This is a genomic window from Pseudomonas sp. P105 (genome assembly GCF_032614175.1).
Classification (GTDB): domain Bacteria; phylum Pseudomonadota; class Gammaproteobacteria; order Pseudomonadales; family Pseudomonadaceae; genus Aquipseudomonas; species Aquipseudomonas rhizophila.
The window spans coordinates 4724084-4742713 of record NZ_CP126693.1 but is presented as its reverse complement, the minus strand read 5'-3'; the positions used below and the strand labels follow the sequence as shown (position 1 = coordinate 4742713).

17 protein-coding genes are annotated in these 18630 nt (G+C 61.6%); 9 read left to right on the top strand and 8 right to left on the bottom strand.

Features of this window, described 5'->3' with window-relative positions:
* Positions 1-17: 17 nt before the first annotated feature.
* Entirely contained in the window at positions 18-485 is a 468-nt protein-coding gene (locus tag QOM08_RS21305; protein WP_047228737.1) for a TlpA family protein disulfide reductase, read from the top strand.
* Positions 486-683: 198 nt separating this feature from the next.
* Here QOM08_RS21305 and QOM08_RS21300 read toward each other — a convergent pair whose 3' ends face one another.
* From QOM08_RS21300 to QOM08_RS21285, 4 genes are all read right to left on the bottom strand, one after another.
* A complete protein-coding gene (locus QOM08_RS21300; RefSeq protein WP_047228736.1) occupies positions 684-1088 on the bottom strand; it encodes an META domain-containing protein in 405 nt (134 codons plus the stop codon).
* Positions 1088-1522, bottom strand: coding sequence for a hypothetical protein (locus QOM08_RS21295; RefSeq protein WP_047228735.1), 435 nt, complete (start codon positions 1520-1522; stop codon positions 1088-1090). Before QOM08_RS21295 ends, QOM08_RS21300 begins: the two co-directional genes overlap by 1 nt.
* A gap of 169 nt (positions 1523-1691) precedes the next feature.
* A complete protein-coding gene (locus QOM08_RS21290) occupies positions 1692-2681 on the bottom strand; it encodes a 2-hydroxyacid dehydrogenase (protein ID WP_076383757.1) in 990 nt (329 codons plus the stop codon).
* A 79-nt stretch (positions 2682-2760) separates the two neighbouring features.
* Entirely contained in the window at positions 2761-5511 is a 2751-nt protein-coding gene (locus tag QOM08_RS21285; protein ID WP_076386570.1) for a response regulator, read from the bottom strand.
* 295 nt (positions 5512-5806) lie between these two features.
* Between QOM08_RS21285 and cysM the strand changes: the two genes are divergently transcribed.
* The 5 genes from cysM to QOM08_RS21260 all read left to right on the top strand — a co-directional run bounded on the left by cysM (position 5807) and on the right by QOM08_RS21260 (position 11996).
* Entirely contained in the window at positions 5807-6709 is a 903-nt protein-coding gene (gene cysM, locus QOM08_RS21280; RefSeq protein ID WP_047228733.1) for a cysteine synthase CysM, read from the top strand.
* On the top strand, positions 6709-8079 hold the full coding sequence (rlmD, locus tag QOM08_RS21275; protein ID WP_316912094.1) for a 23S rRNA (uracil(1939)-C(5))-methyltransferase RlmD: 1371 nt from the start codon (positions 6709-6711) through the stop codon (positions 8077-8079). The genes cysM and rlmD overlap by 1 nt, the downstream gene beginning before the upstream one ends.
* 100 nt (positions 8080-8179) lie before the next feature.
* Positions 8180-10426, top strand: coding sequence for a GTP diphosphokinase (gene relA, locus QOM08_RS21270; protein ID WP_047228731.1), 2247 nt, complete (start codon positions 8180-8182; stop codon positions 10424-10426).
* A gap of 170 nt (positions 10427-10596) precedes the next feature.
* Positions 10597-11430 (top strand): nucleoside triphosphate pyrophosphohydrolase, encoded by an 834-nt coding sequence (gene mazG, locus QOM08_RS21265; protein ID WP_316912093.1) that lies wholly within the window; start codon positions 10597-10599, stop codon positions 11428-11430.
* A gap of 26 nt (positions 11431-11456) precedes the next feature.
* Positions 11457-11996 (top strand): DUF2058 domain-containing protein, encoded by a 540-nt coding sequence (locus tag QOM08_RS21260; RefSeq protein ID WP_316912092.1) that lies wholly within the window; start codon positions 11457-11459, stop codon positions 11994-11996.
* Positions 11997-12119: 123 nt separating this feature from the next.
* On the opposite strand, the gene QOM08_RS21255 is transcribed toward QOM08_RS21260, so the two are convergent.
* The 4 genes from QOM08_RS21255 to purM all read right to left on the bottom strand — a co-directional run bounded on the left by QOM08_RS21255 (position 12120) and on the right by purM (position 15170).
* On the bottom strand, positions 12120-12314 hold the full coding sequence (locus QOM08_RS21255) for a hypothetical protein (RefSeq protein ID WP_047228729.1): 195 nt from the start codon (positions 12312-12314) through the stop codon (positions 12120-12122).
* Between the two features lie 413 nt (positions 12315-12727).
* Entirely contained in the window at positions 12728-13441 is a 714-nt protein-coding gene (locus tag QOM08_RS21250; RefSeq protein WP_047228728.1) for a DUF3108 domain-containing protein, read from the bottom strand.
* 8 nt (positions 13442-13449) lie between these two features.
* Entirely contained in the window at positions 13450-14112 is a 663-nt protein-coding gene (gene purN, locus QOM08_RS21245; protein ID WP_047228727.1) for a phosphoribosylglycinamide formyltransferase, read from the bottom strand.
* On the bottom strand, positions 14112-15170 hold the full coding sequence (gene purM, locus QOM08_RS21240; protein ID WP_092457205.1) for a phosphoribosylformylglycinamidine cyclo-ligase: 1059 nt from the start codon (positions 15168-15170) through the stop codon (positions 14112-14114). The genes purN and purM overlap by 1 nt, the downstream gene beginning before the upstream one ends.
* A 365-nt stretch (positions 15171-15535) precedes the next feature.
* On the opposite strand from purM, the gene QOM08_RS21235 reads away from it, so the two are divergent.
* The 3 genes from QOM08_RS21235 (at position 15536) to hda (ending at position 18585) form a co-directional block, all read left to right on the top strand.
* Positions 15536-16594: a DUF2066 domain-containing protein gene (locus QOM08_RS21235; RefSeq protein ID WP_316912091.1), complete on the top strand. Its 1059-nt coding sequence runs from the start codon at positions 15536-15538 to the stop codon at positions 16592-16594.
* Positions 16595-16625: 31 nt separating this feature from the next.
* Positions 16626-17699: an AI-2E family transporter gene (locus tag QOM08_RS21230; protein WP_047228724.1), complete on the top strand. Its 1074-nt coding sequence runs from the start codon at positions 16626-16628 to the stop codon at positions 17697-17699.
* A 181-nt stretch (positions 17700-17880) separates the two neighbouring features.
* Positions 17881-18585: a DnaA regulatory inactivator Hda gene (hda, locus tag QOM08_RS21225; RefSeq protein ID WP_003178999.1), complete on the top strand. Its 705-nt coding sequence runs from the start codon at positions 17881-17883 to the stop codon at positions 18583-18585.
* The last annotated feature ends 45 nt before the right edge of the window (positions 18586-18630 follow it).

Below are 18630 nucleotides of genomic sequence, written 5' to 3'. Positions count from 1 at the left end.
AATACAAGGATTGGCACATGGCAAGGCGATTGACGACGGCACTGGCATTCATGGGGATTTTGTTGCTCGCCGGCTGCGGGAATGACTACGGAGTTGACCAGAACGGTCAGGCTATCGCCTCAAAACGGCTGGATAAACAGTGGGTGGTGCTCAACTACTGGGCCGAGTGGTGCGCACCGTGCCGTACCGAAATCCCCGAGTTCAATGCCCTGGCCGAACAGCTCAAGGGCCGTAACGTGGGGGTGTTCGGGGTCAATTTTGATCAGGTGCAAGGTGAGGAGCTCAAGAGCGCCAGCGAGAAAATGGGCATCGGCTTCACCGTGCTGGCCCGGGACCCGGCCGACTTTTTTGATATCCCGCGCAGCGAAGGGTTACCGGTGACTTACATCATCGACAACCAGGGCAAGGTGCGCGAGCAGATGCTGGGGGAACAGACGGCGGCGGGGGTGATGGCCAAGCTTGAGGCGTTGCAGGCGTTCAAATAACCCCTCTTTGTGGCAATGAGCAAGGAGGCAAGGAGGCTTTTGTGGCGAGGGAGCTTGCTCCCGCTGGGCTGCGAAGCAGCCCCAAAAGTGACCTGCCACCCGCGCAATCTCAGATAGAACAGAGGGGGCCGCTGCGCAGCCCAGCGGGAGCAAGCTCCCTCGCCACGGGTGCAACCTATGTCCGTGTTTTAACGGGTCTCAACCTTCCTCCAGCCACCACCGCAGGGGCTTGCCCTGGGCCGGCCAGAAGCGCATTTGCTCGATGGGCGAGATGTCCCAGCGTTCGACCTTTTCCAAGGCCTGCAAAAAGCGCGTCTCCTGCTCCATCAGCGCCGGGGCGCAGAGTTTGCGGGTGCTGCCGATCTTGCCGAAGCTCAATCGGTGGCCTTCCAGGGTGTAGGGCGCGAACCAGTGGTTACAGCCGCCGTTGCCGTAGGCTCGACCGTCGTCCCCGAGGGTGATGGTCAGGTTGCTGTAGTCCATCAAGGGCCGTTCGCCAATCCATTCCAGGATGTAGCTGCGGTTTTGCTGCAATTGCACCGGCTCGGCGGCGCAACCCATCAGGCCGGCGCCGATCAGCGCGGTCAGGGCCAGGCGTTTCATCAGGCGGCTTCCTGGCAGGTCGGGCACAGGTGTTTTTCACCGACGGTGGTCCAGCCCAGCTCGGCAATGCGCGCGGTGGCGGCCGGCTTCTGCGCCTTGACGCCGAGCTTGGCGTCGACGGCAAATTCAAAGCTCAGTTGCTTGGCGCAGCGGTCGCAGTTGACCTGCCAGGTGTGGATCGCCAGCTCCCCGAACACCGGGCCGGTGGTCATGGCGGTCCATTGACCCATGGGCTTGAGCAAGTGCCGAACGGTGTCCACGGTCAGGCGCATGGACAAATCCTTGCTGCCTTTGAGGGTGACGAGCAGCACATCGTTGGCCTGAATCGAACCGCCGTTGCCGGTGACCTGATAACGGCCCGGCGCCAGGGCGCGGACCTCGGTCAGGGTGTGTTGCGGGTTCATCAGGGTGTAGCGGAAATCGTGTTCGGCCATGGGTCCTCCAGATAGGCGCGATATGCTAGCACGGGCCATGGGTTGGGATGATCCAGGCGACGAAATCCCCTGTGGGAGCGAGCCTGCTCGCGATAGCGGGGCGTCAGTCGACGCCATGCTGACAGGCCCATCGTAATCGCGAGCAGGCTCGCTCCCACAAAGGTAATGCTCAGCTGTCCACTAGGTTTTGTGGGGTGCCGGCGGCCCAGGCGCCGATGTTGTCCAGGGTCGTCGCGGCGATGGCGGCCAACGCTTCATGGGTCAGGAAGGCCTGATGCGCGGTGACCACCACGTTGGGGAAGGTCAGCAACCGGGCCAGCACATCATCCTGCAAGGGCAGGTCGGAGCGGTCCTCGAAGAACAGTTGCGCTTCTTCCTCATAGACATCCAGCCCCAAATAACCCAACTGACCGCTTTTCAATGCCTCGATCAAGGCGGGTGTGTCCACCAGGCCGCCGCGTCCGGTGTTGATCAGCATCGCGCCACGTTGCATGGCAGCCAATGAATCGGCGTTGATCAAATGTCGGCTCTGCTCGTTGAGCGGGCAATGCAGGCTGATGATCTGTGCTTGCGCCAGCAGATCGGCCAAGGGCAGGTAACGAGCGCCCAGGGCTTGGACCTGCGGGTTGGGGGACGGATCGTAGGCCAATAACCGGCAGCCGAAGCCGGCCATGATCCGCGCGAACGTCGCGCCGATCTGCCCGGTGCCGATCACGCCGACCGTCTTGCCCACCAGATCGAAACCGGTCAGCCCATGGAGGCTGAAATTGCCGTCCCGGGTGCGGTTGTAAGCGCGATGCAAGCAGCGATTGAGGGCCATGATCAGCGCCACGGCATGCTCGGCCACGGCATGGGGCGAATACGCCGGCACCCGGACGATACTCAACCCCAGCCGTTTGGCAGCGGCCAGGTCGACATGGTTATAGCCGGCAGAGCGCAGGGCGATCAGCCGCGTGCCGCCCTGTGCCAGCCGCTCCAGCACCGGGGCACTCAGGTCGTCGTTGATGAAGGCGCACACCACTTCATGGTGTTCGGCCAGGGCCACGGTGTCGAGGTTCAGGCGTGCCGGCTGATACTGCAGTTCAAGGCCAGCGGGCGCCGGGGTTTTGCTGAAACTGTCGCGGTCGTAGGTCTGGCTGCTGAAAAGAATCGCGCGCATGGCGGCCTCCTGGCACAAAAGATAAGCCTCTAGGCGTTTAGATTTTCCTTGATCCCGGGTTTTGGGCTATTGCCCTGGATCAGGCGCTGATGCGTGCCTCGTTAGCCAGGCGGTCGATGGCACGTTCCAGTTCCTGCAAAGCGGCCTCGGCCTTGGGGTCCTGTTGCTTGAGCAGGGTCTCGCTGCGCTGGCAGGCGGCGCGCAATTGCGGCACGCCGCAGTAGCGAGTGGCGCCATGCAGGCGGTGGACCCGTTCGATCAGGGCGTTGTGATCATTGGCCTCGCTGGCCTGGCGAATCGCTTCGCGGTCGGCTTCCAGGGACGCCAGCAACATCGCCAGCATGTCCGCCGCCAGATCGGCCTTGCCGGCGGCCAGGCGCAGGCCTTCCTCATGATCGAGCACCAGCAGTTCGCTGCCGCCCTGAGCGTCGGTGCTCCGGTCCGGCGCCTGGTTACGCAGGGCCAGGCCGGTCCATTTAAGCACCACCTGGGCCAGTTGCCGTTCGCTGATGGGCTTGGTCAGGTAGTCATCCATGCCACTTTGCAGCAGGGCGCGTTTTTCGTTGGCCATGGCGTGGGCGGTGAGGGCGACGATTGGCAGCGGCGTGCAATGACGCTCGCTTTCCCATTGGCGGATCGCCTCGGTGCTCTGGCGACCGTCCATGCCGGGCATCTGGACATCCATCAGCACCAGGTCGAAGGTTTCCTTTTGCACGGCCTTGACCGCCGCATAACCGCTTTCCACCGCTAGCACCTTGGCGCCCATGTCTTCGAGCAGCGTTTGTACCAACAGCAGGTTGGCCGGGTTGTCGTCCACGCACAGCACTTTGGGCGCGCGGCTGCCCACCGGTTCGTTGGGTTCGTTGCGGGGCGGACGCGGGTTGACCAGGTCGGAAAGCGAGCGGCGCAACTTGCGCGTGCAGGCCGGCTTGGCCTGCAATTGGCTGTGGGGGTTGGGCACGGAGAGGTGGTACAGCGTCTGTTCAGTGGTGGGGCACAGCACCAGTACCTTGCAGCCCAGATGCTCAAGATCCCAGATGTGTTGGCTGAGGCGTTCCGGCGGCATGTCGTTGCTGGTGATGCCCAGCACCGCCAGGTCGATCGCCTGATCGGTCTGGTGGGCGACGGTCACACCGTTGGTCAGGTTTTCCAGGGTGTTGAACGGTGTCACCACCAGACCGCAGTCCTCGAGCTGGTGTTGCAGGGCCTGACGGGCCAGTTCATGGTTTTCCAGCACCGCTACGCGCCGACCCAGTAGCGGCGGGCCAGGCAAATCTTCGGCGTCGTCACGGGTCTTGGGCAGGCGCAGGCTGATCCAGAACTCCGAGCCTTCGCCCGGCGTGCTGTCCACGCCGATTTCGCCACCCATCTGCTCCACCAGGCGCTTGGAAATCACCAGGCCCAAGCCGGTGCCACCCGGTTGCCGGGACAAGGAATTGTCGGCCTGGCTGAACGCCTGGAACAGGGCCCGCACGTCCTGGTTCGACAGGCCGATACCGGTGTCCTGAATGCTGATGCGCAGTTGCACGCTGTCTTCGTGTTCGTCTTCCATCATGGCGCGGGCGATGATGGTGCCTTCGCGGGTGAACTTGATGGCATTGCTCACCAGGTTGGTCAGGATCTGCTTGAGGCGCAGCGGATCACCCACCAGCGACAGGGGCGTGTCCCTGTAGACCAGGCTCACCAGCTCCAGTTGTTTGGCGTGGGCGGCGGGGGCGAGGATGGTCAGGGTGTCCTGCAACAAGTCCCGCAGGTTGAACGGAATGTTGTCCAGCACCAGTTTGCCGGCCTCGATCTTCGAGAAGTCGAGGATCTCGTTGATGATGCCCAGCAGGCTGTCGGCGGATTTTTCAATGGTGCCCAGGTAATCGAGCTGACGCGGGGTCAATTCGCTTTTCTGCAGCAGATGGGTGAAGCCGAGGATGCCGTTGAGCGGCGTACGGATTTCATGGCTCATGTTCGCCAGGAATTCGGACTTGATCCGGCTCGCTTCCAGGGCTTCCTTGCGGGCCAGGTCCAGCTCGATGTTCTGGATCTCGATGGTTTCCAGATTCTGGCGCACGTCTTCAGTGGCCTGGTCGATGCTGTGCTGCAACTCTTCCTGGGCATTCTGCAAGGTGCTGGCCATGCGATTGATGCCCGACGCCAGCTCATCCAGTTCCTGGCTGCCCAGAGGCGGCAGACGGGTTTCCAGGTGACCGTCCTTGAGTTGCGCCACGGCTTGCTTGATCTGGCTCAGGGGTCGGTTGATCGTGCGACCCATACGCAACGCCAGCAGTGCGGTCAGGCACAGGCCGGCGCTGATCAACAGCAGGCTGGCGAACAGGCTGCGATAGCCGCGCAGCAACATGCCACTGTGGGACAACTCCAGTTCGACCCAACCCAGCAGCCGATCGGCTTCTTCGGGAATCAGCTCGCCGGCCAGGTTGCGGTGCTTGCCGAATACTGGCAGCAGGTAACGTGTGGCATCGTTGCCGGTGCGTTGCAGCAATTGGGCACTGTTGCCCTCCGGGGCTCGGTTGAGCATGGTCGGGCCGGCGTGGGCCAGCGATGTGCGATCAGGGGCCAGGAAGGTCACGGCGCGCACATCCGCTTGCTCGAGGGACTGGGTGGCGATCCGCTCCAGCAGATCGGTGTCCTGGTGGCTCATGGCCGGGGCGACCAGCGGCGCCAGCTGTTCGGCGATCATCTCGCCACGCTGCAGCAACTGGGCATGCAAGTCCGATTGCTGCATCCAGGTGAAGTAGCCGCCCAGGACCAGCGCCATCAGGCTGGTCGGCAACAGGGTCAGCAACAGCACGCGGCCTTTGATTCCCAGTTTCTTGAGCACACTTTTCTCCTGCATCCAGCGGTCTGTTTGAGCTTCGCGCGCATCCGGCACGCAATACCTGCGCAGTGTAGCGACTTGCGGGCAGGCAATCTTCGTAAAATTCATGTCGCCGTGCATCGGTCTCGCCGGTTGCCGTGCCTCGGCGATCCCTTCAATCAGGATTTCTGAGTTGCAGCTTGCAGCCCACTTTCGTTGCTTATTCCCATAAGCCATAACCACCACACTTTGCGTGATATGGCCTGGCAAGGTTTGCCGGTATGATAGGCGCCCCCGCAGTCCGGATTGCGAATACGCCATGACCGTGCAGTACCCCACTATCGCCGATTGCGTCGGCAACACTCCGCTGGTTCGTTTGCAGCGCCTGCCTGGCGTGACCAGCAACACGCTTTTGCTCAAGCTCGAAGGGAATAACCCGGCGGGTTCGGTCAAGGACCGGCCGGCGCTGTCGATGCTCACCCGTGGCGAATTGCGCGGGCAGATCCGCCCCGGCGATACGCTGATCGAGGCGACTTCCGGTAACACCGGCATCGCCCTGGCCATGGCGGCGGCGATCAAGGGCTACAAGATGATCCTGATCATGCCCGACAACTCCAGTGCCGAGCGCAAGGCCGCAATGACCGCCTATGGCGCCGAATTGATCCTGGTGAGCAAAGACGAAGGCATGGAGGGCGCCCGGGACCTGGCCGAGCGCATGCAGGCCGAGGGACGCGGCAAGGTGCTCGACCAGTTCGCCAACGGGGACAATCCCGAAGCCCACTACACCACCACAGGCCCTGAGATCTGGCGCCAGACCGATGGCACCATCACCCATTTCGTCAGCTCGATGGGCACCACCGGCACCATCATGGGCACCTCGCGCTATTTGAAAGAACAGAACCCGAACGTGCAGATCATCGGCCTGCAACCGATGGAAGGCTCGGCCATCCCCGGCATCCGTCGCTGGCCCGAGGAGTATCTGCCGAAAATCTACCAGGCCGACCGCGTGGACCGCATTATCGACATGGCCCAGAGCGAGGCGGAGGACATCACCCGTCGTCTGGCCCGTGAAGAAGGCATCTTTTGCGGCGTGTCTTCGGGCGGTGCCGTGGCGGGCATGCTGCGCTTGTCCCAGGAAGTCGAAAACGCGGTCATTGTCGCGATCATCTGCGACCGCGGCGACCGCTACTTGTCGACCGGCATTTTCGACGCGCCCAACTGATGGCCAAGCAAGAAAGAGGTCTGCGCTTCCAGCCCAGCGGCGGAAGCCGGGCCCCGCAGGTGCCCACCGGAAAGAAGCAGCGCTTGACCATCGAACGCTTGGCCAACGATGGCCGGGGCATTGCCTTTCTGGACGGGCGCACCTGGTTCGTGATCGGCGCCCTGGCCGGCGAAGAGGTCGAGGCGCGGGTGCTGGGGGCCCATGGCAAAGTGGTCGAGTCCCGCACTGAGCGAGTGTTCCTGTCCAGTGAACTGCGCCGTGCGGCGCCGTGCGTGCATGCCGGTCGCTGCGGCGGTTGCAGCATCCAGCATTTGCCCCACAACGAACAGCTCGCCCTGAAACAGCGCATGCTCGCAGAGCAGTTGTCGCGGGTCGCCGGCGTGCAGCCGGATGAATGGGCTGCGCCATTGAGCGGGCCGGAACTGGGTTACCGGCGTCGTGCCCGCGTGGCGGTGCGCTGGGATCAGAAGGCAAAAAAACTCGAAGTGGGTTTTCGTGCCGTCGGCAGCCAGGACATCGTGGCCATCGGCGATTGCCCGGTACTGGTACAACCCTTGCAGCCGATCATGAGTCGCTTGCCGGACATGCTCCGTCGCCTGAGCAAGCCCCAGGCGCTGGGGCATGTGGAATTGTTCGCTGGCTCGTCCCTGGCGGTGTTGCTGCGGCACGTGTCGCCACTGTCGGCGCCTGACCTGACGATTCTCAAGGATTTCTGCGCCGCCCACCAAGCCCAGTTGTGGCTGCAGGGTGAGGGCGAGCCGCAACCGGTCGAACCGGGACAGACGCTGGGTTATCGCCTTGAGGCCTGGGACCTGGAGCTGGCTTACCGGCCGGGGGATTTCATCCAGGTCAATGCCGGGGTCAACGAGGCGATGGTGGCCCAAGCCCTGGAGTGGCTCGCGCCCCGAGCCGAGGAGCGGGTGCTGGACTTGTTCTGCGGCCTGGGCAACTTTGCCTTGCCCCTGGCCAAGGCGGTGCGCCAAGTGGTGGCGGTGGAAGGTGTACAGGCCATGGTTGACCGCGCGGCGGCCAATGCCGTCAGCAACAATTTGAATAACACTGCCTTTTTTCAGGCCGATTTATCCCAGCCGTTGTCGGGTGCCGAGTGGGTCGGCGAAGGCTTTTCTGCGGTACTCTTGGACCCACCCCGCGACGGTGCTTTCGAGGTGGTGCGCAAACTGGCATCCCTGGGTGCCAGGCGGTTGGTATATGTATCGTGCAACCCGGCAACTTTGGCCCGGGACACGGTCGAATTGATCAAGCAGGGCTACCGGTTAAAACGTGCCGGGATTCTCGATATGTTTCCTCAGACGGCACATGTCGAGGCCATGGCGTTATTTGAAGCGAGCCAGGATGGCTTGTCCGACTGACCCGTTCGTGCCAACCGCCACAGCCCTGGGCGGGGACACGGGCAACGAAGGTCAGCGTTATTGACGCATTGAATCTGCGTCATAGGGAAGGTATGTAAAGATGGTACAGGTGAGAGCACACCAGCCGATCAACACCGACGGCAGTATCAATCTCGAGGCTTGGCTCGATCACGCGGTCAGTATCGACACGGCACTGGATCGCGAAGCCTTGAAAGAAGCCTGCGAGTTCGCGCGTGAAGCGGAACAGCAGCACAACGCGGCGAAGAACCTCTGGTCCGAAGGCACCTCGAGTTTTCAGACGGGCCTTGAGATCGCCGAAATCCTTGCCGACCTCAAGCTCGACCAGGACTCCCTGGTGGCTGCGGTGCTATACCGCGGTGTGCGCGAAGGGCAGATCCAATTGCCGGTGGTCAGCCAGCGTTTTGGCACGGTGGTCGCCAAGCTGATTGACGGCGTGCTGCGCATGGCGGCGATCAGTGCCAGTCTCAGTCCACGCCAGTCCATGGTCCTGGGCACCCAGGGCCAGGTGGAGAACCTGCGCAAGATGCTGGTGGCCATGGTCGACGACGTGCGCGTCGCACTGATCAAACTGGCCGAACGCACCTGCGCGATCCGCGCGGTGAAATCCGCCGACGACGAAAAGCGCAACCGCGTCGCCCGGGAAGTGTTCGACATCTACGCCCCCCTGGCCCATCGCCTTGGCATCGGCCATATCAAGTGGGAGCTGGAGGACCTGTCCTTCCGCTACCTGGAGCCCGACCAGTACAAGCAGATCGCCAAGTTGCTACATGAGCGGCGCCTGGATCGCGAGCGCTTCATCACGGATGTGATGACCCAGCTGAGGGAAGAATTGCAGGCCACGGGCGTGGAGGCCGACATCAGCGGCCGAGCCAAGCACATCTATTCGATCTGGCGCAAAATGCAGCGCAAAGGCCTGGAATTCAGCCAGATCTACGACGTTCGCGCCGTTCGCGTACTGGTCCCGGAAATGCGCGACTGCTACACCGCGCTGGGTATCGTGCACACCTTGTGGCGGCACATTCCCAAGGAGTTCGACGACTACATCGCCAACCCGAAGGAAAACGGCTACCGCTCGCTGCACACGGCGGTGATCGGCCCGGAGGGCAAGGTGCTGGAAGTGCAGATTCGCACCCACGCCATGCACGAGGAAGCCGAGCTGGGGGTTTGCGCCCATTGGAAATACAAGGGCACCGACGTCAAGTCGGGCTCCAACCACTACGAAGAGAAAATCTCCTGGCTGCGTCAGGTGCTCGAGTGGCATGAAGAACTCGGTGACATCGGCGGTCTGGCCGAACAATTGCGGGTCGATATCGAGCCGGATCGGGTCTACATCTTTACTCCCGACGGCCACGCCATCGACCTGCCCAAGGGTGCCACGCCGCTGGACTTTGCCTATCGCGTCCACACCGAGATCGGCCACAACTGCCGTGGCGCCAAGATCAACGGGCGGATCGTGCCGCTCAACTACAGCCTGCAAACCGGTGAGCAGGTCGAGATCATCACCAGTAAACACGGCACGCCGAGCCGCGACTGGCTGAACCCGAACCTGGGCTATATCACCACATCGCGAGCGCGGGCGAAAATCGTTCACTGGTTCAAATTGCAGGCCCGCGACCAGAACGTCGCCGCCGGCAAGACTTTGCTCGAGCGCGAACTCAGTCGCCTGGGCCTGCCGCAGGTGGATTTCGACAAGCTGGCCGAAAAGGCCAACATGAAGACCGCCGAAGACATGTTCGCCGCCCTCGGTGCCGGCGACTTGCGCCTGGCGCAACTGGTCAACCTGGCCCAGCAACTGGTGGAGCCGGAACGCGGCAACGAGCAGTTGGAACTGATCCCGCGCAAGGCCACCGGCTACAAGCCCGGCAAGCGCGGCGACATCCAGATCCAGGGCGTTGGCAACCTGATGACCCAGATGGCCGGCTGCTGCCAGCCGTTGCCTGGGGATGCGATCGTCGGCTACATCACCCAGGGCCGTGGGGTGAGCATTCACCGTCAGGACTGTGCTTCGGTGCTGCAACTGGCCGGCCGTGAGCCGGAGCGGATCATCCAGGTCAGTTGGGGCCCGGTGCCGGTGCTCACCTACCCGGTGGACATCATCATTCGCGCCTACGACCGTTCCGGCCTGCTGCGTGACGTGTCCCAGGTGTTGCTGAACGAGCGGATCAACGTGTTGGCAGTCAACACCCGTTCGAACAAGGAAGACAACACGGCGCTGATGTCCCTGACCATCGAGATTCCGGGATTGGATGCGCTGGGGCGGTTGCTGGGGCGGATTTCCCAACTGCCGAACATCATCGAGACCCGGCGTAATCGCACGCCGGGTTAAGCGCGGTCCAAATGTGGGAGCGAGCCTGTGGGAGCAAAGCTTGCTCGCGATAGCGGTGGATCAGTTCCGACATACGTTGGGGCCACCACCTCAATCGCGATCAAGCTGCTCCCACAGGCATACTCCCAGTGGATTATTTCCCACAGGGTGATTTGTGATGAGTTGGATTGATGTACAGCCTTGAAGACCTGCTCCATCTGATGAACCGTCTGCGCGACCCGCAGTACGGGTGCCCGTGGGACATCAAGCAGACCTACGCGACCATCGTCCCCCATACCCTGGAAGAAGCCTACGAAGTGGCCGATGCCATTGAGCGTGGCAACTTCGATCACTTGCAGGGTGAGCTGGGCGACCTGTTGTTTCAGGTGGTGTATTACAGCCAGTTGGCGCGGGAGGAAAACCGCTTCGAATTCGCCGGCGTGGTCGATAGCATCACCCGCAAGCTGATCCGCCGCCATCCCCATGTATTTCCTACCGGTGACCTCTACGCGCCCGTGGACATCCCGCGCCTGAGCGAAGAACAGGTCAAGCAGCGCTGGGAAGAAATCAAGGCCGAGGAGCGGGCCGAGAAGGCCTCGGCACCGGAGCAGCTGTCGTTGCTTGACGATGTACCCGTTGCCTTGCCGGCGTTGTCCCGCTCGGCGAAGTTGCAAAAACGTGCGGCTCAGGTCGGTTTCGATTGGCCAGGCCCGTTGCCGGTGCTCGACAAGGTCCGGGAGGAGCTGGACGAAGTCCTCGAAGCGATGGCTGACAACGATTCGGTGGCCATCAGCGATGAGATCGGCGACCTGCTGTTCAGCGTAGTGAACCTGGCCCGGCACCTGAAAATCGACCCGGAAACGGCCCTGCGTGACGCCAATGGGAAATTCGAGCGACGTTTCCGATTTATCGAACAGGCATTGCGCGACACCCACCGTCCCATGGAAGATTGCACCCTCGAAGAGTTGGACGCCTTATGGGGCGAAGCCAAACGTCAGGAAAAGAATTTGCCCAGCTGTGGCTGAGGCTGTTGCCTAAGTGAGTAAGCACCATGAGCCTTTCCCTTCGCGACCAGTTGCTCAAAGCAGGGCTGGTCAACCAAAAGCAGGCCAAGCAGGTCGGCAAAGAGAAACAGAAACAGCAGCGCCTGGCCCACAAGGGCCAGATCGAACTGGATGACTCCCAGCAGCGCGCCGCCCAAGAGGCCATGGCCGAGAAGGTCAAGCGCGATCAGGAGCTCAACCGTCAGCAGCAGGAAAAAGCCGAGCAGAAAGCCCGGGCCGCGCAGATCAAGCAATTGATCGAAGTCTCGCGTTTGCCGAAGCTGACCACTGAGGATTATTACAACTTTGTCGACGACAAGAAGGTCAAGCGCATCTCGGTCAACATGCTGATGCGCAACAAGTTGAGCAGCGGCTCGCTGGCGATCGTCCATCATGCCGGCGGCTACGAAGTGATCCCGCGCGAAGCGGCCCTGAAGATCCAGGAGCGCGATCCCAAGCGCATCGTGCAGCTCAATACCCAGACCGAAGAAGTGGATGCTGATGATCCGTATGCGGCGTATCAGATCCCTGATGATTTGATGTGGTAAGGATGAACTGAACACTAAACTGTGGGAGCGAGCCTGCTCGCGATGGCGGTCTGTCAGCCAACATTGATGTCGCTGATCCACCGCTATCGCGAGCAGGCTCGCTCCCACAGGGATTCTTATCGTTCAGGATTCTGTCATTTCAGCCGAGCGCTGCCTTTCCTGGCATTCCAGCTCGGCTTTGTAGTTATGGGCATCCGTCTCGGAGTGGAACATCCCCACCAGCAGGTCCTGTTGGTGTACATCCCAGATGCGGATACCGGCGGCAATACCTTCGTGGGACATATGAGCGTCATCGCGTTCAGTTACTTTCACAGTCATCTTGCAAGCTCCAATCTCTGTTATCTGCAGCAAGGCGTGTGCAGGACTTTGTTATAGATTTGGGTAGCCGGCTAAGTAAATGCCTGGGCCTGTTAAGAAAATTTCATGAAAAACTCAGCGATCCCGCAGGTCAGGCAATGCGCGGCATTCGGTCGCAGGGTGTTTTTCATGAAGAAGTTTTCATGTTTTGGGGGGGAATGTCGGGCAGTCACCTTGTGGGAGCGAGCCTGCTCGCGATAACGGTGTATCAGTCAATACCGATGCCGGCTGACCTAGCGCTATCGCGAGCAGGCTCGCTCCCACCGATTCATCTTCCACAGGTTAACTTTGTGCGGGTGCAGTTTTAGTGTTCAGGAAATCCGCGCATAAAAAAGCCCCGCACTGGGCGGGGCTTCTCTTGATATCGGTGTGGATCAGCTGCCTTTGACAGCCTTGCCGTTGACCGTACCGTCCTGGAGCATGATGTTGTACTCCTTGCCGTCGGTCTCGACCTGTTGCAGGCGTACCAGCAGGTAATCCCAATCCTTGGCGAACCAGAGCACCGTGATGCGTTTGCTTTTTGTCGGGTCGCGCACGCGCTCGACCTTGATCGCGTCGATCTGGCCGGCCTTGGTGTCGACCTTCTCCGGGCCCAGTACGCGGAAGTCGTAGGTGTCGATCTCGCCATCATCGACAACCTGATAACTCATGCTTTTCTTGCCGGCCGCCACGTCGTGCTGCAGGGCCAACTGATAAGTGGATTTATCGACCATGCCACGGTTGAGTGGCAGTTTGACCGGATCGCCGCGATCGGTGCCGGTGACCATCTTCGTGTTCCAGTCGAAATCCAGATCGGCTTTCTTGGCCTTGCCCAAGCCGCCACGTTCAAAGTGGTAGGACTGTGGCAGCAGTGTGTCCTTGTCCAGGGTCAGGGTGCTTTCTTCCGTCAGGCTGGCGATCATCATCGAAGCCTTGAAGCTCAGCTTCCAGGTGCCGTTGGCCTCTTTGGTCAGGCTGCGCTCGGCGGTGCCGCTCATGGGCAGCTGTTTCCAGTCGGCGGTGTAGCTGGCGGAGAACGGTTGAAGGTCTGCGGCCTGTGCCAGGGGCAGGGCAAGCAGAGCGCAAGCGAAGAGCAGGGCGCGACGCATAAAATCTCCTAGTATCGAATCAAATGGCCGCTGGCGGCGAGCAACTGGCCGTCCAGTGAGGCACCGCGATCGTCGAGGGTCAGCCGGCCTTCGGCAAACCAACGCACGGCCATCGGGTAGATCTGGTGTTCCCGGGCGTGAACCCGTTGGGCCAGGCTTTGCGGCGTGTCGTGCAACTCTACCGGTATTACTGCCTGTACGACCAGTGGTCCGCCATCGAGTTCCTCGGTGACGAAGTGCACCGAGCAGCCATGCTCCGTGTCTCCGGCCTCCAGCGCGCGCTGGTGAGTGTGTAACCCTTTGTATTTGGGCAGCAGCGATGGATGGATATTGAACAGGCGGCCCTGGTAGTGACGCACGAAGCCGGCGCTGAGGATGCGCATGAAGCCGGCCAGGACCACCAGTTGCGGATTGAACGTGTCGATCTGTTCGATCAGCGCGGCATCGAAGGCTTCGCGGCCATCGAACGCTTTGTGATCCAGGACGCGGGTGTCGATACCCGCATCCCTGGCGCGTTGCAGGCCGTAGGCATCGGCGCGGTTGGAAATCACCGCGCGGATGCGGACCGGGCTATCGCCGGTCCGCGTGCTGTCGATCAGGGCCTGCAAGTTGCTGCCGGTGCCGGACAACAGCACCACGACATCACAGGTTGCAGACTTCTGTTCTTGCATCAGTGAGCCTTAAGGTTTTTCAGCTCGACCTGGGCAGCGCCTTCGGCGGCGGTACTGATCTGGCCGATGACCCAAGGTTGCTCGCCGGCTTCACGCAGTACATTCAGGGCCGTTTCAACGTGCTCCTGGGCCACGCAGATCACCATGCCTACGCCGCAGTTCAGCACGCGGTGCATTTCGGTTTCATCGACGTTGCCTTTCTCTTGCAGCCAGTCGAACACGGCCGGACGGGTCCAGCTCGCCACGTCAACCACCGCCTGGGCGCCTTTTGGCAGTACGCGCGGGATGTTGTCCAGTAGGCCGCCACCGGTGATGTGGGCCATGGCCTTGACGGCGCCGGTGTCCTTGATCAGCTTGAGCAGCGGCTTGACGTAGATGCGGGTCGGGGCCATCAGCAGGTCGGCCAGTGGCTTGCCGTCGAGCTGGGTGTTCTCGATGTCGGCACCCGAGACTTCGATGATCTTGCGGATCAGCGAGTAACCGTTGGAGTGCGGGCCGGACGATGGCAGGGCGAGCAGGGCATCGCCAGTGGCGACTTTCGAACCGTCGATGATTTCGGATTTTTCCACGACACCGACGCAGAAGCCGGCCAGGTCGTAGTCTTCGCCTTCGTACATGCCTGGCATTTCAGCGGTTTCGCCGCCGACCAGGGAGCAGCCGGACAGCTCGCAGCCGGCGCCAATGCCGGTTACCACCTGGGCGGCGGTGTCGACGTTCAGTTTGCCGGTGGCGTAGTAGTCGAGGAAGAACAGCGGCTCGGCGCCGCACACCACCAGGTCGTTCACGCACATGGCCACCAGGTCGATGCCGATGCTGTCGTGCTTGTTCAGGTTCAGGGCCAGACGCAGCTTGGTGCCGACGCCGTCAGTGCCCGAAACCAGCACCGGTTGCTTGTAGCCGGCCGGGATCTCGCAGAGGGCGCCGAAACCGCCCAGGCCGCCCATGACTTCCGGGCGCGCAGTGCGCTTGGCGACGCTCTTGATGCGTTCGACCAATGCTTCACCGGCGTCGATGTCTACACCGGCGTCCTTGTAGCTCAGGGAGGGTTGCTTGCTCATGATCCAGGCCTTTAGGGGGGATTTCTGGGTAACGACCGACCGCCGGGGCCATTGAATAACCGTTGTACGAATTATTCCGGGTGCCCAGCCATTGCCGGTCTGCGAAGGCGCGCGATTTTATCAGGCTTGAGGGGCAGCGGCCATCCTCGCGCCGACGGGCAGGGACATATCCTTGGAAAAAAACCGATATTTCTCCTATTGGTGCTGCGCGATGCGTCTGTATAAGGTGTAGCGGTAACCGGCTATGGTTATGACAGTGCGAAACTTCCAGCGGGTGTGTGAATGTTTTGCCAGGTGCTGTGGTCACAGCCATGCTCAATTTTCTTCACACGGCCTGTTCCAGCCGTTATGTCCGGGAATCTTCCATGCGTTTTTTCAAACTCTTGTCTGTGGGCTGCCTGTCGTTGATCAGCGTGGCGAGCCATGCCGAAAACCTCAATAGCCTCTATCAGGTGCTCGAGCCGGTCAGCAGCCAGGCCCCGCAAGAGCGTGACCAGGCGACTTTGCGCGCCCTCGACACGCTGGTGCTGCGCCTGACCGGCGATGCCAAGGCCGCGCAGAATCCCGGTCTGGCGGCGATCCGCAAGGATCCCCAGCAGATCATTCTTCAATATGGTTACGACGCCGGGCCGCCGGAAAGCCTCAAGGTGGATTTCGATCCAGCGAGCACTGACCGGGCCTTGCGCTCGGCGGGCTTGTCGCTGTGGGGCGCGAATCGGCCTGCGATCCTGGGCTGGTGGCTGAACGACTCGGCTGAAGGTTCCAACCTGGTAGGCGATGGCCAGGGCAGTGCCGAGCCACTGCGCCGCGCCGCCCAGCACCGCGGCCTGCCGCTGCACCTGCCCCTGGCGGATTTGAGCGAGCAGATCGTTGCTACCGCACCAAACCTGGAAGGCAGTGATCCGGCCCCGCTGCGTGAGGCATCGCAGCGTTATGGTGCAGACGCCTTGCTGGCGGTCCATGCCAAGGAAGAGGGCGGCCAATGGCAGGCGACCTGGCGCTTGTGGCAGGGTGACCAGCGCGAGCAGGGCAATGCCCAGGGCGCCGACCCTGCCGCCCTGGCTGATGCGGTGATGCTGGCGGTGAGTCAACGCCTGGCGCCGCGTTTCGTTACCAAGCCGGGCGTGGCCACCGAGCAGCTGCTGGAAGTGCAGGGCATGAACCTGGAGCGTTATGCGGCGCTTGGGCGTTTGCTCGAGCCGTTCGGTGGGCAGTTGCAGCGGGTTGAAGGGGACCGGATCATTTATCGGGTCAAGGGCAGCGCCGAACAGTTGAAAGCGCAATTGGCCCTGGCGAAACTGCAGGAAATTCCTGCCGGCGAAGCCGTCGCGCCAGTGCCAGTACCCCAGCCAGCCGCTGATGGCTCCATTCCGGCCGCCGCGCCAGCGCCAGCGCCGACCGCCAACCTGCGGTTTCGCTGGTAGTTTTTCTTTCTTATATAGCTAGGAGTGGTTCATGGGCGATACGCGGCGTTGGTTCTGGTTGGGTGGGGTCGCCCTGCTGTTTGTGTTCATCTATTTGCTGCATCCGATCCTCACGCCGTTCCTGGTTGCGTTGCTCCTGGCCTATCTGTTCGACCCACTGGTAGATCGCCTGGAAAAACTCGGCCTGTCCAGGACCTGGGGCGTGGTGTCGGTGTTTGGGCTGATCATCTTGATTGTCATTGCTCTGATGCTGGTGCTGATACCGATGCTGGCCAAGCAACTGATGCGCCTGTACGAGCTGGCGCCGCAGATGCTCGACTGGTTACAGCACACTGCCGTGCCGTGGGTGCAGTCGAGGCTGGGGTTGGCTGAAGGCTTCTGGAAGTTCGACAAGGTCAAGGCGGCCATCAGCGAGCATATGGGCCAGACCTCTGACATCGTCGGTGTGGTGTTGAGCCAGGCCACAGCCTCGGGGCTGGCGTTGATCGGTTGGCTGGCGAACCTGGTGTTGATTCCGGTGGTGGCTTTTTATCTGCTGCGCGACTGGGACTTGATGATGGCCAAGATTCGCAGCCTGCTGCCACGCCATCGTGAAGAACGCATCATGACCCTGACCGGCGAATGCCATGAAGTGTTGGGGGCGTTTGTGCGAGGGCAATTGTTGGTGATGGTGGCGCTGGGCTTCATCTATGCGGCGGGATTGATGCTGGTGGGCCTGGAGCTGGGGCTATTGATCGGCTTGATCGCCGGGCTTGCGGCCATCGTGCCCTATATGGGCTTCGTCATCGGTATCGGCGCGGCGTTGATTGCCGGCTTGTTCCAGTTTGGCGGTGATCTGTACCCGATGGTCGGCATCGTGGCGGTGTTCATGGTCGGGCAAGCGCTGGAAGGCATGGTGCTGACACCGTTGCTGGTGGGTGATCGCATCGGCCTGCATCCAGTGGCGGTGATCTTTGCGATCCTGGCAGGGGGTGAGTTGTTCGGTTTTACCGGGGTCCTGCTGGCGCTGCCGGTGGCGGCGGTGATCATGGTGCTGGTGCGTCATATGCACGATCTGTACAAGGATTCAGACATCTACAGTGGCGTCGAAGACCCCGAGCTATAGCGCCAATGGCGGGCGCGGCGGTTGTCCCAGCGTCAGGGAAACCGTCGCTCCATCGTTCTGTCGCTGCAAACCTTTGATTTTGCTCGTGGTCCGGCGCATTGTGCGGTCCGCGTCACGGGTATAAACTTTGCGCACTTTACACAGAGGCCACTAACGGTTCTTTTGGAACTGTTCAGTCAGCATGAAACCGATTCAGCTGCCCCTAGGTGTGCGTCTGCGTGATGACGCCACCTTTATCAACTACTACCCAGGCGCCAATGCCGCTGCACTCGGCTATGTCGAGCGGCTTTGCGAAGCCGACGCCGGCTGGACCGAGAGCCTGATTTATCTGTGGGGCAAGGACGGGGTGGGGCGCACGCATCTGTTGCAGGCCGCTTGCCTGCGGTTCGAGCAATTGGGTGAGCCGGCGGTGTATCTGCCATTGGCCGAGTTGCTGGATCGCGGCGTGGAGATTCTCGACAACCTTGAACAGTACGAACTGGTCTGCCTGGATGATCTTCAGGCGGTGGCCGGCAAGGCTGATTGGGAAGAAGCGCTGTTTCACCTGTTCAACCGGTTACGCGACAGCGGCCGGCGTTTGCTGATTGCTGCATCGACGTCGCCGCGGGAGCTGCCGGTGAAGCTGGCCGATCTCAAGTCCCGTCTCACCCTGGCGCTGATTTTCCAGATGCGCCCGCTCTCCGATGAAGACAAGCTCCGTGCATTGCAGTTGCGCGCTTCCCGGCGTGGCCTGCACCTGACCGATGAGGTCGGGCACTTCATCCTTACCCGCGGCACCCGCAGCATGAGCGCGCTGTTCGAACTGCTCGAACGACTCGACCAGGCGTCGCTTCAGGCCCAGCGCAAGCTGACCATCCCTTTTTTGAAAGAAACCCTTGGCTGGTAGAAGTCGCAGCAATAGTGGCTTATAGCCTGTTTCTACCACGGCACA

Excerpts from the sequence above, each read along its gene's own strand:
- purM (WP_092457205.1), bottom strand. The coding sequence starts at position 15,170 with ATGAGCAAGCAACCCTCCCTGAGCTACAAGGACGCCGGTGTAGACATC.
- QOM08_RS21235 (WP_316912091.1), top strand. The coding sequence starts at position 15,536 with ATGCGTTTTTTCAAACTCTTGTCTGTGGGCTGCCTGTCGTTGATCAGC.
- QOM08_RS21260 (WP_316912092.1), top strand. The coding sequence starts at position 11,457 with ATGAGCCTTTCCCTTCGCGACCAGTTGCTCAAAGCAGGGCTGGTCAAC.
- relA (WP_047228731.1), top strand. The coding sequence starts at position 8,180 with ATGGTACAGGTGAGAGCACACCAGCCGATCAACACCGACGGCAGTATC.
- rlmD (WP_316912094.1), top strand. The coding sequence starts at position 6,709 with ATGGCCAAGCAAGAAAGAGGTCTGCGCTTCCAGCCCAGCGGCGGAAGC.
- purN (WP_047228727.1), bottom strand. The coding sequence starts at position 14,112 with ATGCAAGAACAGAAGTCTGCAACCTGTGATGTCGTGGTGCTGTTGTCC.
- QOM08_RS21305 (WP_047228737.1), top strand. The coding sequence starts at position 18 with ATGGCAAGGCGATTGACGACGGCACTGGCATTCATGGGGATTTTGTTG.
- cysM (WP_047228733.1), top strand. The coding sequence starts at position 5,807 with ATGACCGTGCAGTACCCCACTATCGCCGATTGCGTCGGCAACACTCCG.
- hda (WP_003178999.1), top strand. The coding sequence starts at position 17,881 with ATGAAACCGATTCAGCTGCCCCTAGGTGTGCGTCTGCGTGATGACGCC.
- QOM08_RS21295 (WP_047228735.1), bottom strand. The coding sequence starts at position 1,522 with ATGGCCGAACACGATTTCCGCTACACCCTGATGAACCCGCAACACACC.
- QOM08_RS21300 (WP_047228736.1), bottom strand. The coding sequence starts at position 1,088 with ATGAAACGCCTGGCCCTGACCGCGCTGATCGGCGCCGGCCTGATGGGT.
- QOM08_RS21250 (WP_047228728.1), bottom strand. The coding sequence starts at position 13,441 with ATGCGTCGCGCCCTGCTCTTCGCTTGCGCTCTGCTTGCCCTGCCCCTG.
- QOM08_RS21290 (WP_076383757.1), bottom strand. The coding sequence starts at position 2,681 with ATGCGCGCGATTCTTTTCAGCAGCCAGACCTACGACCGCGACAGTTTC.
- QOM08_RS21255 (WP_047228729.1), bottom strand. The coding sequence starts at position 12,314 with ATGACTGTGAAAGTAACTGAACGCGATGACGCTCATATGTCCCACGAA.
- QOM08_RS21230 (WP_047228724.1), top strand. The coding sequence starts at position 16,626 with ATGGGCGATACGCGGCGTTGGTTCTGGTTGGGTGGGGTCGCCCTGCTG.
- mazG (WP_316912093.1), top strand. The coding sequence starts at position 10,597 with ATGTACAGCCTTGAAGACCTGCTCCATCTGATGAACCGTCTGCGCGAC.